9 protein-coding genes and 1 pseudogene are annotated in these 14,546 nt (G+C 63.6%); 7 read left to right on the top strand and 3 right to left on the bottom strand.

Annotated features, from left to right (window positions below; genetic code table 11):
- Window positions 1-5: 5 nt before the first annotated feature.
- From OX459_RS08370 to OX459_RS08400, 7 genes are all read left to right on the top strand, one after another.
- Window positions 6-836, top strand: coding sequence for a hypothetical protein (locus OX459_RS08370; RefSeq protein WP_289904557.1), 831 nt, complete (start codon window positions 6-8; stop codon window positions 834-836).
- On the top strand, window positions 836-2,557 hold the full coding sequence (locus OX459_RS08375; RefSeq protein ID WP_289904558.1) for a tail fiber domain-containing protein: 1,722 nt from the start codon (window positions 836-838) through the stop codon (window positions 2,555-2,557). Before OX459_RS08370 ends, OX459_RS08375 begins: the two co-directional genes overlap by 1 nt.
- A gap of 71 nt (window positions 2,558-2,628) precedes the next feature.
- Window positions 2,629-3,057: a hypothetical protein gene (locus OX459_RS08380; protein ID WP_289904560.1), complete on the top strand. Its 429-nt coding sequence runs from the start codon at window positions 2,629-2,631 to the stop codon at window positions 3,055-3,057.
- 14 nt (window positions 3,058-3,071) lie between these two features.
- Window positions 3,072-3,569: a glycoside hydrolase family 19 protein gene (locus tag OX459_RS08385; protein WP_289904561.1), complete on the top strand. Its 498-nt coding sequence runs from the start codon at window positions 3,072-3,074 to the stop codon at window positions 3,567-3,569.
- Window positions 3,566-3,892: a hypothetical protein gene (locus tag OX459_RS08390; RefSeq protein ID WP_289904562.1), complete on the top strand. Its 327-nt coding sequence runs from the start codon at window positions 3,566-3,568 to the stop codon at window positions 3,890-3,892. Before OX459_RS08385 ends, OX459_RS08390 begins: the two co-directional genes overlap by 4 nt.
- Window positions 3,893-4,020: 128 nt before the next feature.
- Window positions 4,021-4,200 (top strand): hypothetical protein, encoded by a 180-nt coding sequence (locus tag OX459_RS08395; protein WP_289904565.1) that lies wholly within the window; start codon window positions 4,021-4,023, stop codon window positions 4,198-4,200.
- A gap of 586 nt (window positions 4,201-4,786) precedes the next feature.
- The gene (locus OX459_RS08400) at window positions 4,787-6,286 is read left to right on the top strand and encodes a nucleobase:cation symporter-2 family protein (protein ID WP_289904567.1); all 1,500 of its coding nucleotides are present in this window, start codon (window positions 4,787-4,789) and stop codon (window positions 6,284-6,286) included.
- Window positions 6,287-6,328: 42 nt separating this feature from the next.
- Here OX459_RS08400 and OX459_RS08405 read toward each other — a convergent pair whose 3' ends face one another.
- The 3 genes and pseudogenes from OX459_RS08405 to OX459_RS08415 all read right to left on the bottom strand — a co-directional run.
- Complete coding sequence (locus OX459_RS08405) at window positions 6,329-11,371, bottom strand: diguanylate cyclase (RefSeq protein WP_289904568.1); 5,043 nt, start codon at window positions 11,369-11,371, stop codon at window positions 6,329-6,331.
- A 239-nt stretch (window positions 11,372-11,610) separates the two neighbouring features.
- Window positions 11,611-13,878, bottom strand: coding sequence for a phosphocholine-specific phospholipase C (locus OX459_RS08410; protein WP_251348252.1), 2,268 nt, complete (start codon window positions 13,876-13,878; stop codon window positions 11,611-11,613).
- Between the two features lie 528 nt (window positions 13,879-14,406).
- Window positions 14,407-14,511: pseudogene (locus OX459_RS08415) on the bottom strand (IS5/IS1182 family transposase); the annotation flags it as partial.
- Between the last annotated feature and the right edge of the window lie 35 nt (window positions 14,512-14,546).

Genomic DNA, 14,546 nt, shown 5'->3' on the forward strand with positions numbered 1-14,546 from the left:
GTTGTATGAACAACTTGCGCATTATCTATGACAACGCCGTCGATCGCGGAGTGTTGACGGCGTCGAGCCAGGCCGGTGCGTTGGGGCCGGCCAATCTGCAGCGTGAAGGAAAATTCAATTTGCTGCGTTCGATTGGCACGGTTCTGACCGTCACGGCGACCTGGCCGTCACCGGAAATTGTCGGTGGCGTGATCCTGCCGTTTTGCAACCTGACGCCGACGGCGACGATTCGCGTTCGCGGCTATGTCGAGCCAGGTGACATCGTGCCCGATTTCGACACCGGCACCGTGCCGGCATGCGAGTACGCGCGTCTGGGCATGTGGAACTGGGGGGCGCTGCCGCTCGGTGTGAATGCATTCAGCTACGGCGGCGGCACGTATGGCCGCAGCTGGTTCCAGATGCGCAGCGTCAAAAAACTGGTGATCGACCTGGCCGACCCGGAAAACCCGGCCAACTACATCGAGGCCGCGCGCCTGGTGGCCGGTGCCTGGTGGAGCCCCGAGCAGAACGCATCTTACGGCGCCGGCGTCACGCCAGCCGATACCAGCATCCTGTACCGCAATAGCGCTGGCGAGCAGAAAGTCGAGCGCGGTGCACTGTACCGAAAACTGTCGATTTTACTCGACCACATGACGCCACTGGATCGGGCCGAGCTCTGGCGCATCATGCGCGGTAATGGCCTCTCGCGCCCGATATTCGTCAGCTTGTTTCCGGACAGCGATGACGTCGAGCTCGAGCAGGCTCACCAGGTGTATGGGCGCCTAGCCAACCTAGCCGCCATCACCACGCCATCTTTCCAGGCATATGCCACCACCATTGAAGTCGAGGAGCTGTAATGACTGATGTTTTTAAATATGGCCAGCAGGATCTGATCTATCAGCTGAACCAGTTGGCTAAGGCGAAGGATATTGTCGATATCCCACAGAATTCCGCGGCGGCGGCCGCGAGCGCTGTGGCCTCGGCGGCTGCAGCAACCGCGGCCGCTGAGTCGGATGGCACTGCGGCCATCGCTGCATCAAAGGCTGCGGCCGCGCTCAAATCGCTCGATGCGCGCTATCTCGGCGCCAAGGCGTTGCCGCCAAACGTTGACAATAATGGCGACTCGCTGCTGGCTGGCGCGACCTACTGGGACACGGTGCTGAACGGCGGCTGCCTGCGAGTATTCCAGGCAGGCGCCTGGGTGACGATCCCCACCAATGTGGCCTCGCAAGTTGTCAGCACGCCGGTGGGCGGAATCGTTGCGACGAACGTACAGGCGGCACTGGCCGAGTTGGATACCAAAAAAGCGGTACGCGCGACGACGCTGGCTGGCTATGGCATTACGGATGCGCTGCCGAACTCATATGTTACGGCTTGGGGCAGCATTACTGGTAAGCCACAGTTTGCAGCGGTGGCCACGTCAGGCAGCAAGGCCGATGTTGGCCTGGGTAGCGTGGACAATACCAGCGATGCGCAAAAGCCCGTCAGCACCGCGCAAAAAACTGCGCTGGACGGAAAGGCCGCTAAAGGCGACAAGGCTGATGCTGGGTTGGATAAAGTAGACAATACCAGCGATATGGCAAAACCCGTGTCAACAGCACAGGCAAAAGAACTTGCGCTTAAAGCGCCCATTAATAGTCCGGTCTTTACAGGAACCGTCCGAATACCGGCGGCCGGGCTGGACTTTGGTACCAGTGGAACGGGTATAAACGCCCCGGCTGCCGGTATGTTGACGATGGTGACGAATGGTTCTGAGCGTTTCCGTTTAACCGATACTGGTGGATTGACGTTCAGCAACTTGAGCTTTTTCCGTGCCAACACACCTGATCTGACGCTGACAGCGCCGTCGACGGCAACTATTATTTCAAGGGGGACCCTTGGGTACGGAACGTTCCTAGCGTCATCGTATGACACTTTACCCGCGATTTATGACTTTGCAAATTCTGCCACTGGAACAGCGGGTCGTATTCTCTGCACAAATGGTACAGAGGCAACGATTTTATGGCAGGTTAAGAAGGCCAACGTCCTCTCTGATGTCATGGCGATGAATGGTGCTTATTTATACCCCACTACAGACAACGCGACGGGGTGCGGCGGTCCTTCAAACCGATTCTCCGTCGTGTATGCCGCAACTGGCGCTATCAACACATCGGATGCTCGTCTGAAAACAGCCATCCGTCCAATGGATGAGGCAGAAATCAGCGCGGCTATCGCTATCGCTGAAAGTGTCGGCACATACAAGTGGCTGGATTCCATCCAGGCCAAGGGGGCCGACGCGCGCCGGCACATCGGCGCCACCGTGCAAGGCATCATGGTCATCATGGAGCAGAACGGCCTCGACCCGTTTGAGTATGGTTTCATCTGCTTCGACTCGTGGGGCGACGAATACGGTCATCGTCCGCCTGTCGACGGTGAAGGTGGCGGCGACGTGCGGGTGAGAGAAGCCGGGGATATCTATTCCTTGCGCAACGATCAGCTTAACCTGTTTATTGCGTGTGGCCTCATGGCTCGTATGGCCAAAACAGAGGCGCGTCATGCTGCGCTGGAGTCGCGCCTCGCGGCACTTGAAGCTATCTAGTCCATATCTTTCATATTTACCTTAAACCCGCCTTGGCGGGTTTTTTCATTTTCACCACCTGAAAGGCAATCATGGCCATCGAAACCACCGCCGCCGGCGGCGCATTGATCAAACTGTTTGGCGTGCCCGTGCTGGCAGGCGCCGCCGCCACGTCGCTGGGCTTCATGTTCATGTGGCCCCAGTCCACCAAGGAGGCATTCATTCGTTTCTGTTCCAGCATCATCATTTCCACCTTTCTCGGCCCCGTGCTCGTGGCCGCCGTGCTGTCGTGGTGGCCCAGCCTGTTCGACAGCGCGAAGACCGTGGCGGGCCTGTATGGCGGCGACCCGGCCACGGGGTTTTTGTTCATCGCCGCGCCGTTGATGGTGGCGGCCGGCTTGCCCGCCTGGTGGGTGCTGGGCGCCTGCGTGCGCTGGTTCGACAAGCGGCGTGGCAAGGATATCGGCGAACTGGCGGCCGATGCGGCCGCGACCGTCAAGGATGTGCGGGGCATGCTGTGACAGGCGCGCAATTGATGCAGATCATGCCGTTGGCCGGCCGCCGCGCTATGCTGTTCTTGGCGCCCTTGAATGCGGCGATGGCCGAATTCGGTATTGATACGCCGCTGCGTCAGGCAGCGTTCCTGGCACAGGTGGGCCACGAATCGGGACAGCTGCGCTATGTGCGCGAGCTGGCCAGCGGCGCGGCTTATGAGGGGAGGGCGGATCTGGGCAATGTGATTGCCGGCGACGGCGTGCGCTTCAAGGGGCGCGGCTTGCTGCAGGTGACGGGGCGCGCCAATTATGCGGCGTGCGGCGTGTCGCTTGGCCTGGACTTGCTGGCGGCGCCGCAGTTGCTGGAGGAAACGATGTTCGCGTGTCGCTCGGCGGGCTGGTTCTGGCAATCGCGAGGCTTGAACCGCCTGGCCGACGCGGGCGACCAGGAAAGGGTGACGCGCCGCATCAACGGCGGCGTGAACGGCATGGCCGAACGCCTGGCCTTGTATGCAGCAGCGCGCAAGGTGCTGGCATGAAGCCGTCGTTGAGCATTATGGCCATGCTGCTGTTGCTGGGGGCAGCCGTGTTTTGCGCGCAGCGCTGGGGACGCGAAGCCGGTCGCGCCGCGTGCGCGGCGCAAGTGCAGGAGGTGCAGGGCCTGTTCGGGCGCCAGACCCAGGCGCTGAATGCGATGCGGGAAGAGGGCGCACGCCGGTCGGCACAGGTGCGGCAGGCGCTGGCCACGGCGCAGGCCGGGCAGGCAGACGCCCAAGCTGCAGCGGCGCGCATCCTGGCGCTGCAGCCCGAAGGTGACGCCTGCCGTGCCGCCGAGGCGCTGATCGCCGGTGAAATGCCATGAGGCCGCCGCCCGCGAGTGCGGGGTGGCGGGCCAGGAGGACGGCAGGGCGGCGGAGTGCCAGGTGCGCCGCCGCACTGTTGCTGATGAGTTTATTGACCGGCTGTGCGGCATGGGCGCCGGCATCAAATGTGGAAACTTGGCCGGTCAGCGTGCCATGCATTGCCACGCGCCCCGCCGCTCCCGTCTTGCCGGCGGTGCCATCCCACGGCATCTTCGAGCAAGTGCAAGCCTTGCTGGCGCGCGAGCAATTGCGTGCCGTCCATGTGCGCCAGCTGGAAACGCTGCTTGATGCCTGCTCTGGTGGCTAAGCGCCTATCCTGGCAGGGAGCGTCTTCTGCTGGCAGCGCATCAGGAGCGCGGACAAGGCTGAGGGGGGACGCGTGGGATCAACGCAGTCCCCGCTTCCGAGTGGTGCCAGCAGGGGGGTATGCATCTACTGGGATAGGCTCTCAGCGCCAGTCGCCAGGTTCCAGCTTCAGACTCCAGTTCTCAACGCCAACGCCAACGCCAACGCCAACTCCAACTCCAACTCCAACTCCAACTCCAGCCATCAGCCATCAGCCATCCGCCATTAGCCATCCGCCATCCGCCATCCGCCATCAGCGGCCTGCCAGCCCCGTCGCCTTGTGCCGCCTTCTGGTGCAGGTGCGGGGCGGTATGCGAGAAAACGGTGCATCTATCGTTAAATTGCCTGATCTCTGCCGATTTTCGGCACGATTCCTGTATACAATCGGTGCTGGCACGATGCGTGCATGGCATACCTTGGTCGTCCCATCCAAGGAGCTTCGTATGCCTCATCCGCCGCCAGTGTCTTCCTGTCGTCCCGTTTCTCTCTTGCTTTTCCCTTTCACCTGCGTCCATCCGGGCCGCGGTAACCCAGGAAATGGAGCGTAAATGGCCACTCCCCGTCTGAAATCCATCCATCGCAGCGTGCCCGGCACGGTGCCTGCCGCGCCATCGCCCGTCGATGAAATCCTGCCGACCGGCAAACTGTTTACGCTGGGCTTGCAGCACGTGCTCGTCATGTATGCGGGCGCCATCGCCGTGCCGCTGATCGTCGGCCGCGCCCTCAAGCTGCCGCCCGAGCAGGTGGCGGCATTGATCAGTGCCGACCTGTTCTGCTGCGGCCTCGTGACCCTGATCCAGTCCCTGGGAATTGGCAAGTACTTCGGCATCCGCCTGCCCGTCATGATGGGCGTGACCTTTGCCGCCGTCAGTCCCATGCTGGCCATGGCGAACAATCCCGCCCTGGGCATCACGGGCATCTTTGGCGCCGTGATCGGCGCCGGCGTCGTTTCCATGCTGATCGCTCCCTTCATCAGCCGCCTGCTAGCCCTGTTTCCACCCGTGGTCACCGGCAGCATCATCGCCGTGATCGGCGTGTCGCTGATGCGCGTGGGCGTCAACTGGACCATGGGCGGGCCGCCCGCCATGGCGCAAATCGCCGATCCCGCCTTCCTCAAGATGGCCGCTGCCGCCACGGCGGCCGGCTTGCCCGCGCCAGCCGGTCCCGTGCCCCTGATCGCCAATCCCGGCTATGGGGCGCTGGATAACATGGGCATCGCCTTCTTCGTGCTGGCTGTCATCTTGCTGGTGGCCAAGTATGGCCGCGGTTTCCTGTCGAATATCGCGGTATTGATCGGCATCATTGCCGGCACGGCCCTGTCGTTTGCGCTGGGCAAGGCCGATTTCGCCAAGGTGGCCGGTGCCAAGGCCTTTGCCATCGTCATGCCGTTCCAGTTCGGCATGCCGACCTTCGACGTGGTCGCCATCGTCACCATGAGCCTGGTGATGATCGTCGTCATGATTGAGTCCTTGGGCATGTTTCTGGCGCTGGGAGAGATGACGGACAAGCGCATCACGCAGGACGACATCAGCCGCGGCTTGCGCGTCGATGGCCTGGGCACCCTGATCGGTGGCATCTTCAATACCTTTCCCTACACCTCGTTTTCGCAAAACGTGGGCCTGGTGGGGGTGACGGGCGTGCGCAGCCGCTGGGTCTGCGTGGCGGCCGGCCTTATCCTGCTCGTCATGGGCGTGATTCCGAAGATCGCGCAGACGGCCGAAGCCGTGCCGGCGTTCGTGCTGGGCGGGGCAGGGCTGGTGATGTTCGGCATGGTCGCCGCCACCGGCATCCGCATCCTGGCCGGCGTCGATTACAAGAGCAACCGCAACAACCTGTTCATCGTGGCCCTGGCTATCGGCTTCGGCATGCTGCCGCTGGTGGCGGAACAGTACGCGCAGCACATGCCGAAGGCTCTGTCACCGCTGCTGCACAGCGGCATCCTGCTGGCCGCCATCGTCGCCGTGCTGCTCAATCTGTTCTTCAACGGCTTGGCATCGCAGGAAAAGGCGCGGGAGCAGGCGCGCGAGCACACCCATGGCAGCGAGTGAATCGCCGCCCCGCGCCATGAAAAAGGGCGTGGGGCGCATGCGTCAGCCAGGCGGCAGAATCCTCAGCACCACGCAATTGCGCCCCGCATCCTTGGCCTGGTACAGCGCGGCATCGGCCAGCCGCAACAGGGCGTCAGGATCGGCGGCGCCCGGCGCCGACTGGACCGCGATGCCGACGCTGATCGTCACCTGCTGCGCTTCCGTACTCGCGTGGACGATGCCCAGGTCTGCGATGGCGCGCCGCAGCGCTTCGCCGATCTGGCGCGCTTCGTCCGCGCCCGTGTTCGGCAACACGATCGAAAACTCTTCGCCGCCGTAGCGCGCCGTCAGGTCGCCTGCGCGTCGCATGCCGGCCGCCAGCGCCTGCGCGACCCGGATCAGGCATGCGTCACCGGCCTGGTGGCCGTGGCGGTCGTTAAAGAGCTTGAAGTAGTCGACATCGAGCATGACGACGGCAAGCGGCTGGCCGACGCGCGTGGCACGCGCACATTCGGTGCGCAGCACGTCGTCGAAATGGCGCCGGTTCGACAGGCCCGTCAGGCCGTCGGTGATGGACAGGGTCGCCAGCTTGCGGTTGGCGTCTTCCAGTTGCCCGGTGCGCTCGGCAACGCGCCGTTCCAGGCTGTCATGCAGCCTGGCGCTGGAGATCGAGATCATCGCCTGCGCGCCGAGCATGCGCAGGAATGCGACGCGTTCTTCCGTAAACGAGGCGTCGGCCAGCCGGTTCTCGAAGTACAGGATGCCGTCGATCCGGCCGCCGTGCCGGATCGGCAGGCACATGACGGCGCGCGGCAGGTTCAGCTGCACGTACGGGTCGGCGGCAAAGCGAGAACCTCGCGTGATGCAGTCTTCGATCACCTCCGCGCCAGTGCGGATGACGTAGCGCAGCAGCGACAGCGGGAATTGCGGGTCGCTGGCGGCGTTCAGGTCCAGCGGGCGCGCCTGCAGGACGGTGACGCCATCGCCATCGATATTGGCCTCCAGCTGGTAGCTGCCTTCGGACAGCAGCAGCAGGCGCGCTACCTGCCCGCCGGCGTTTTCGCACACGATGGCAATGAGGCGTGTCAGCACATTGCGCAGGCCGACTTCGTTCGACAGGATTTGTGCCGCCTTCAGCAGCGACACCAGGTCGAGCGCGGAACTGCCGTGCGTGTGGGAGACGGAATGCCGCTGCGTGCCGCGGCCATCCATCCTCGACAGCAGCGCGGCATGGCGCTCCCGCAGCTGCGCCACCTTGCCCTCCGCGCCCCACTGGCCGTAATGCGCGATGGCGTCCCCGATGAAGACGGCGGCCACGCGCGGCTGCCCCTGGTCGCACCAACATTCGCCGCACAGTTCATTGCCCAGCGCTTGCATGTTGACGTAACCTGCCAGGCCAGCCGCGTCGATCGCCTGCTGGTAAAGGCGCGTGGCCAGCTGCAGATCGTCCCGGTAGCGTGCCATCTCGGCCATCACCAGCAGGTGCTTGGCAGCGCTGTTGTCCGAGCCTTGCCTGGCCCACTCGGCGAGACTCGCTTGCAGCGTGCCGATCACGGCGTACAGATCACCCGCATCGGTGCGCGCGGGAGCGCGCCGCAAGGCGCGGATCAGGATCAGCGCGGCGTAGAAGCTGCACTCGGCCACCTTGGCCTGGCCGCGCATGATCTGCGTGACGATGCCGAGCTGGCCGGCCAGCTGTTCGGCGTCGGCGTTGTCGAACAGGTAGGCGTTGCGTATCTTCCCTTGCAAGAAGTAGGCGCGGTACAGGTGCGAGTCGCCATACCGTGCGAGGAAGCCTGCCTCGCTGAAGGCCGCATCGTCGTAGCTGTCATGGCGCGGCAAGAGGCCCGTCAGGCACTTGATCGGCTGGATCGCGGCGGCGACGCAGCAATCGGCCATCGCCTGCTGGCCGTTGGCGCGCATCAGCGCCAGGTCGTGCTCGATGTCGTGCATCAGGTGCGGCAGGTAGTCGCCGAGGATGATCCGGTCGGTGGCGCGCACGGCGGCCACCACGCCGACCTGCACGAAATCGGCGATTTCCAGCGCCCAGCCAAACGCTTCCTCGTACAGGGCGTCGGAGCTGCGCAGCGGCTGCGTCCAGTGGTTGCTGAGCGCGCCGAACATCAGCCCCGTGAGCGTGCGCGTTTGCAGGTTGGTACGGCGCCTGGCCAGGGCCATCGCCATCGCGCCGAAGTGGTAGCCGCGCGCGATGTCGCCGCTGTACAGCGCCAGCATCATCGCGTAGCCGACATACGCGACAGCGCTGAAATCGCTGTTCCCCCGCTGCATGGACAGGCGCGTCATCGACACCACCATCAGTGCGCTGAGATCCTGCTGGCCGGCGTAGTAGCTGGCCATCCAGAGGCCCTGCATCATCTGCATCGCGGCCACCGCGTCCGGCTCGCACATGTCGGCCGCCGCCAGCAAGGTCTCGGGCGCATGCGCGCCGGGCTGCCGTCCGATGTCGGCGAGAATGTCGGCGAAGCGCGCCTTCATGCGCGCCACCTCGTGCGGAATGTCGATGTCCAGCTGCGCCAGGCCGTCGCGCTGCACGGCGATGGCGTCGAGCAGGCGGCCCTGCAACTGATACTGGTGCGCCTGGATGGCAATGCAGCGTACCTGCTGCAAGGGGCTCAAGGTATGGGCGCGCACCAGTGGATAGATCGTCTCGGCGGCATCGAACTGGCCACACAGGTAGGCCGCTTCGGCGGCGCCCAGCTGCAGCTCGAGCCAGAGGCCGGCGTGGACGTTCCATGCTTCCGCCGGCAGCAGGTCGAGACCGATGCGCATGTGCTCCAGGGTCGACTGGAACGCGGCGGAGCGCCGTGCCTTGACGCCGGCCTGGAGATTGAGCGTCGCCAGATGCACGCGCTCGCCCGCCTCGTCGATCAGCGTGCGGCCGGCGTTGAGCTGCTCGACGATGTCGAACAGCGTCTCGTCCTGGCGCTCCAGCGGCGTATGCAACAGGAGCAGGCGGCCGATGAGAAGATGGTTGGCCGCGCGCGCGCCGGCATCGGCGACCAGGTAGGCTGCCTGCTGCACCCGGTCGTGCAGGAAGCGGTAACTGACGCCGCTGTTGCCCGCGGCGGTGTCGCCATTGACGTATTTATAGCGTTCGTCGAGCGGCTGGATCAAGCCTGCCCTGAGCGCCGGCCATAGGTCTTGCTGCGTTTGCCGGGGAGCGCGGTCCACTGCCAGGGTGAGCGTGTCGAGCGTGAAGCGGTTGCCGCTGGAGGCGGCCAGTTGCAGCAGGTGCTGCGTCACGCCGGGCAGGCGGCGGATTTTCTCCAGCAGTACCTCGACCACGTTGTCGGCGTATCCGGCCTGTTCTATCGCGGGCAGGTCCCAGTCCCAGCAATCGTCGGCGGGCCGGTAGCGCAGGTGGCCCGCCTCGTTGAGCGCGGCGAGGAACTGGTTGAGGAAGAAGGGGTTGCCGGCCGTCTTGCGGTAGCAAATGCTGGTCAGTGGCGCGCAGTAAGGCGCCGCCACGCGCACGGTGGCCGAGACCATTTGCGCCACCTGCGGCTCGGTCAGTGCGCTCAGTAACAGCGTCGACAGGCGCACGTCACGGGCGAGCAGCTTGTCGCGCAGCGCGCTGAGCGGATGCGCGGGGCCCACTTCATTGTCGCGGTACGCGCCGATGAACAGCATGCAGCTCTTGTCGCAGGAGACCATCAGCAGCTCGATCATCCGCAGCGTGGCCGCATCGGCCCATTGCAGGTCGTCGAGGAACAGCACCAGCGGATGCCCGGCGCAGGCGAAGACTTCGACGAAGCGGGGGAAGAGGCGGTCCAGGCGCAGCTGGGCCTGTGCCGGCGCCGCCGCGGGCAGCGGATCGGTGGGGCCGACGATCAAGGCCAGTTGGGGAATCAGCTCGACGATCACGCCCACGCCGCTGCCCAGCGCTTCGTGCAGTTTTGCGGACCATTGCCGCAGCGTTTCTTCCGGCTGATCCAGCAACTGGCGTACCAGCCCCTGGAAGGCCTGGATCAGCGAGGCATACGGCACGTCGCGCTGGAGCTGGTCAAATTTGCCGGACAGGAAGCGGCCGCGCCGGGCGATGATGGGCTTTTGCACTTCGTTGACGACCGCCGACTTGCCGATACCCGAATGGCCGGCCACCAGCAGCATCTCGCGTGTGCCGGCGGCACTGCGCTCAAACGCCGCCAGCAGCGTGGCGATGGCATCCTCGCGCCCGTGCAGCGTTTGCGGCACGAGGAAGCGGCCGTCGTGGTCGGACAGCTTGAGCGCCTGCGCCGGCTTGTTCGCGCGGCAGGCTTCGAGGTCGCTGCGCAAGCCTTGCAGGCTCTGGTAGCGCTGATCGGCATTTTTTTCCAGCAGCCGCTGGATGATCGGCAGCAGCTGGCCAGGCAAGCTGGCCAGCGCCGGGTGCGACCAGTCCGGGCTGCGCGCAATGTGGCAATGCACGAGTTCCATCTCGTCGCCCGTCTCGAACGGCGCCTGGCCGGTCAGCATTTCGTACAAGGTGGCGCCGAGCGCATAGAAATCGGCGCGCCAATCGACCCGCCGGTTCATGCGCCCCGTCTGCTCCGGCGCCATGTAGCGCAGCGTGCCTTCCAGGGTCTGGAGATTGACGATGCCATGGCTTTCGTAGGGCAGTTCACAGGCGATGCCGAAATCGATCAGCTGCAGCAGGCGCCGTTCGGCATTCCACACCAGATTGGAAGGATTGATGTCCTTGTGGATCACGCCCTGACGATGGACCTCGTCCAGCGCCGCGCACAGTTGCAGGGCGATGTCGAAAAAATCATCCAGCGCCAATGCGGGCTGCGACGGAGTACTGCGCCCCGCCACCTGCGCGCGCAACACCTGGTCGAGCGCCAGGCCGCCGGTATCTTCCAGGATCATCGTCCAGCGCCCGCCGTGCAGCTGCAGCGCCAGCGGATGCGCCACGCCAGGATGGCGGCAGCGGCGCGCAATCGCAAATTCGCGCTTGAATTGTGCCAGCTGCTGAAAGGAGGGGAACGGCTGATTCGGCATCTTGACGATCAGCGCAGTGCCATCGGCGGCCCGGGCGCGGTAAACCCGCGAGCGGGCGCCGCTGTGGAGCTGTTTGATGATCTCGTGGTCGAAAAGGGAGCGCATGGGCTGGGCTTAGCGGTACACAGACGGTTGCGGGAGCCTTGAGGCGCACATTTCGGAGTACTAGTTGATTGTTAGTATTATATCAGTAGGGAGTCGAGGGGGGAGAGCGCGGGGCGATGGGGGCTGTTGTAAAAACGTCAGCGGGGGGGGATGGATCGAGATGACAGCAGGAAGCCGCGGCGCATCCCCCGTCGGGGGCATGCGCCGCAGCCTTGTCGATTCAGGAGCAATTTTTTGAGTTATGCACGTCCCAGGGATGGGTCGCTCACGGAATCCTTGCCATTCTCGATACGCCCTGCGACGCGGCGCCGGAAAGTCTTCTGAGTACTGCAGGTCACCGAGAAATCATACCAGTTGCCGCTGTCGGCCAACGACCAGTGAAAGGATCCCACCTCACCGGCACCTACCTCGATGGTCCAGGGGCCATCGCTTCGATAGGCTTCTGCCGAAACCGTGAACAAGCAACGCGCGCTGCTTTTGTTGTGCAGTTTGAGCGCGAGTTCAGTGGGGCTGCACGTCATGTAGCAGGCCTGAATTTCCGGACCTCTGGGGTCACCCTGTTCCTTGAGGTCACCGACAAAGTGGCGATGAAAGCCGTTCGGGCCGAGCACCCACAGGCGGTACGAACCGCCATCGGACGCCGCGTCCCAGTTGCCCTCCAGCGTCTTGCCGGCCTCTACGACATAGCGCCGCGGAATCCGGTCCAGATGCAACTCGTCATACACGTGAAATACCGCGCCAGCCTGGTTGCTGCTGTCGTTGGCAAACACCAGTGTCACTTTTCTTGTGCCGGCGTCGGCGCGGGCCGTTACATGCAATACATACGGCAGGGCACGCGATGGGCGGGTCCCTGCCGCCTGCACCGGTAACTTGGCTGTGGTAGACGCCAACGGCCTCGCCAGCGCGCGCGCCTTGCCCTGGCTTAGTGCCAGCGCATCCACCTCCGCCTTGCTGCCATGCCCGGTGAGCGTTGGCAACACCCCTGCATTCGGGTTGACAAAATTAAAACAAGAGCTCAGGTCGCCACAGACGGCGCGCCGGTAGGCGCTGATCTGCGGCTCGAGGACGCCGAATCGCCTCTCGAGAAATTGCAGTACCGAGGTATGGTCGAAGACCTGCGAGTTGACCCAGCCGCCACGGCTCCACGGTGACACGATCCACATCGGCACGCGCAGTCCTGGTCCGTACGGCCGACCATCAACGCCTGGCTGAAGATTGGTCGCCGGTTGGTGGTTGTGATATTCCACCGCGATATCGGCCGAGCTGAGCGTGGTGGCGCCTGCGACGCTGCCGTCAGGATTGAGCGATGGCGCGCACGGTGGTGGCAGGTGATCGAAGAAACCGTCGTTCTCGTCATAGTTGATCAGCAGCACGGTCTTGCTCCACACCTCAGGATTCGCCGTGAGCGCATCGAGAACCTGCTGGATATACCAGCCGCCCTGGGCCGGGCTGGAGTATCCCGGATGCTCGCAGTAGGCTGAAGGCGCAATGATCCAGGAAACGGCTGGTAGCTTGCCGTTGGAGATGTCTTCGCGGAAGGTTTCCAGGAAGCCGCGAGGCATGGTGTTGTGGAATCCCTTGGCCAACGGGCTGAGGGCGTCGTCGATGCCGGCGTCATAGAAGGGGCCGGCGCGGGTGACATCCTGTCTGATGTCGGAGGAGGGAGCATGGAGCGGACGGCGATTGGCGGGAAGTTTTTCAATTTCAGCACGCCAGTGGCGAAAACTGGTCATTTCGTTGCAACCAAAGTTGTCGACCAGGCTCTGGTACACCTTCCAGCGCACTCCGGCCTTTTCCAGGCGATCCGCATACGTCGTCCAGGTCCATCCTTCGCTCGAAGGTCCGATGTTGTTGCCGACGTTGTACTGGTTGTCGAGTACCGCTATCTCCACTTTCTTGCCATCGATGGGGTTCCGGCCGTTGGGACCGTTTGTGCCAGTAAAATAGAATAGCCGGTTTGCAATTGTCCCCGCGTGGATGCCACAGTGATAGTGGTCGCAGACGGTGAAGGCGTCGGCCAGCGCGCGTTGAAACGGCACCTCCGCCGTATCGAAATATCCCATGGAAAGGGAACCCTTGGAATCTGGCCAACGATTCATCCGGCCATGGTCCCACGCTGCCTGCGAGTCGCCCCATGAGTGCGGTGCGCTGCCAGCGCGTTGCGCATTGCCCTTGGTTTCATCAAGGTGGAAGGGGATATACGTTCCGGCAGGTTTGGTCTGGGTATGGGTCTGGTACATGATGTTGCTTCCGTTCGGCGACGGCGCGACGAATCGGTCACCGTAGCCCCGGACGCCCTTGAAGGTGCCGAAGTGGCTATCGAATGAGCGGTTTTCCATCATGATCATGACGACATGCTCAACATCATTGATCGTCCCCGTGACGTTATTGGCTTCGATCGCCAGGGCGCGCCGGATCGCCGGCGGGAATGCCGACAAGGCGGCAAGGGACGCCATCGTGCCGAACGAATTACGCAGGAACTGGCGTTTGGAATTGTTTGTGGACATGGTGGAGTGGCAGCAGCTAGCGATGTTGGGTGGATAGGTGGTCAGGTGGCGCAGGGCGCCTGGCGAAGCCCGCGCAGGCGGGCAGGTCGACCCTGGAGGTCAACCGGACGCCTGGCGTTCAGCATGTCAGGGAGCGGGGGCGCATTGCGACTTCTCGCACGTCGACGGAGGCGGAGGCTGGCTGGGGCTCAGGGTCGGAGCCGAGGCCGAAGTTCCACCGCCACAGGCCGCCAATGCGCACAGCCATGACAGGGACAGGACGAGCCGGAGGCGGTCACGCGACAGATGCAAGGTTGGGGAAGCTGTTTTCATTTGGGTAGGCAAAAGGTTGATTGCAAACGTAACGACCTGCCTGGATGTGCTGCGTGATCACCCAGTCTTGGCCACTGCCGCAGGTTTGTTCATGGGTATTCCACTGCAATACCCGGAACCAGGGAAGTGCCGCTCAATTCTTTATTAGCAAGGTTGACGTCTCAAAGGGCAGTTTGGCGAGCCGATCCAGCGCATTTGCTGTCGTGCGGTGCCGGGCAACTTGCCCCAAGGGGGCTTGCTGTCGATCAGGGACAGGACGCGGTCGCGTCGGATCAGCTTTTTCTTGGCGGGGGACTCAAGGTCGGAAAAGCTCTTTTGCATGATCGATGGCGCCCTGGGAGAGTATTTATATTGTC

The organism is Janthinobacterium sp. SUN026, from assembly GCF_030397625.1.
In the GTDB taxonomy this organism is placed as follows: Bacteria; Pseudomonadota; Gammaproteobacteria; order Burkholderiales; family Burkholderiaceae_D; genus Janthinobacterium; species Janthinobacterium kumbetense.

Bases quoted from the DNA above. Each gene is read 5' to 3' on its own strand.
- OX459_RS08370 (WP_289904557.1), top strand. From the start codon at position 6: ATGAACAACTTGCGCATTATCTATGACAACGCCGTCGATCGCGGAGTG.
- OX459_RS08375 (WP_289904558.1), top strand. From the start codon at position 836: ATGACTGATGTTTTTAAATATGGCCAGCAGGATCTGATCTATCAGCTG.
- OX459_RS08380 (WP_289904560.1), top strand. From the start codon at position 2,629: ATGGCCATCGAAACCACCGCCGCCGGCGGCGCATTGATCAAACTGTTT.
- OX459_RS08385 (WP_289904561.1), top strand. From the start codon at position 3,072: ATGCAGATCATGCCGTTGGCCGGCCGCCGCGCTATGCTGTTCTTGGCG.
- OX459_RS08390 (WP_289904562.1), top strand. From the start codon at position 3,566: ATGAAGCCGTCGTTGAGCATTATGGCCATGCTGCTGTTGCTGGGGGCA.
- OX459_RS08400 (WP_289904567.1), top strand. From the start codon at position 4,787: ATGGCCACTCCCCGTCTGAAATCCATCCATCGCAGCGTGCCCGGCACG.
- OX459_RS08405 (WP_289904568.1), bottom strand. From the start codon at position 11,371: ATGCGCTCCCTTTTCGACCACGAGATCATCAAACAGCTCCACAGCGGC.
- OX459_RS08410 (WP_251348252.1), bottom strand. From the start codon at position 13,878: ATGTCCACAAACAATTCCAAACGCCAGTTCCTGCGTAATTCGTTCGGC.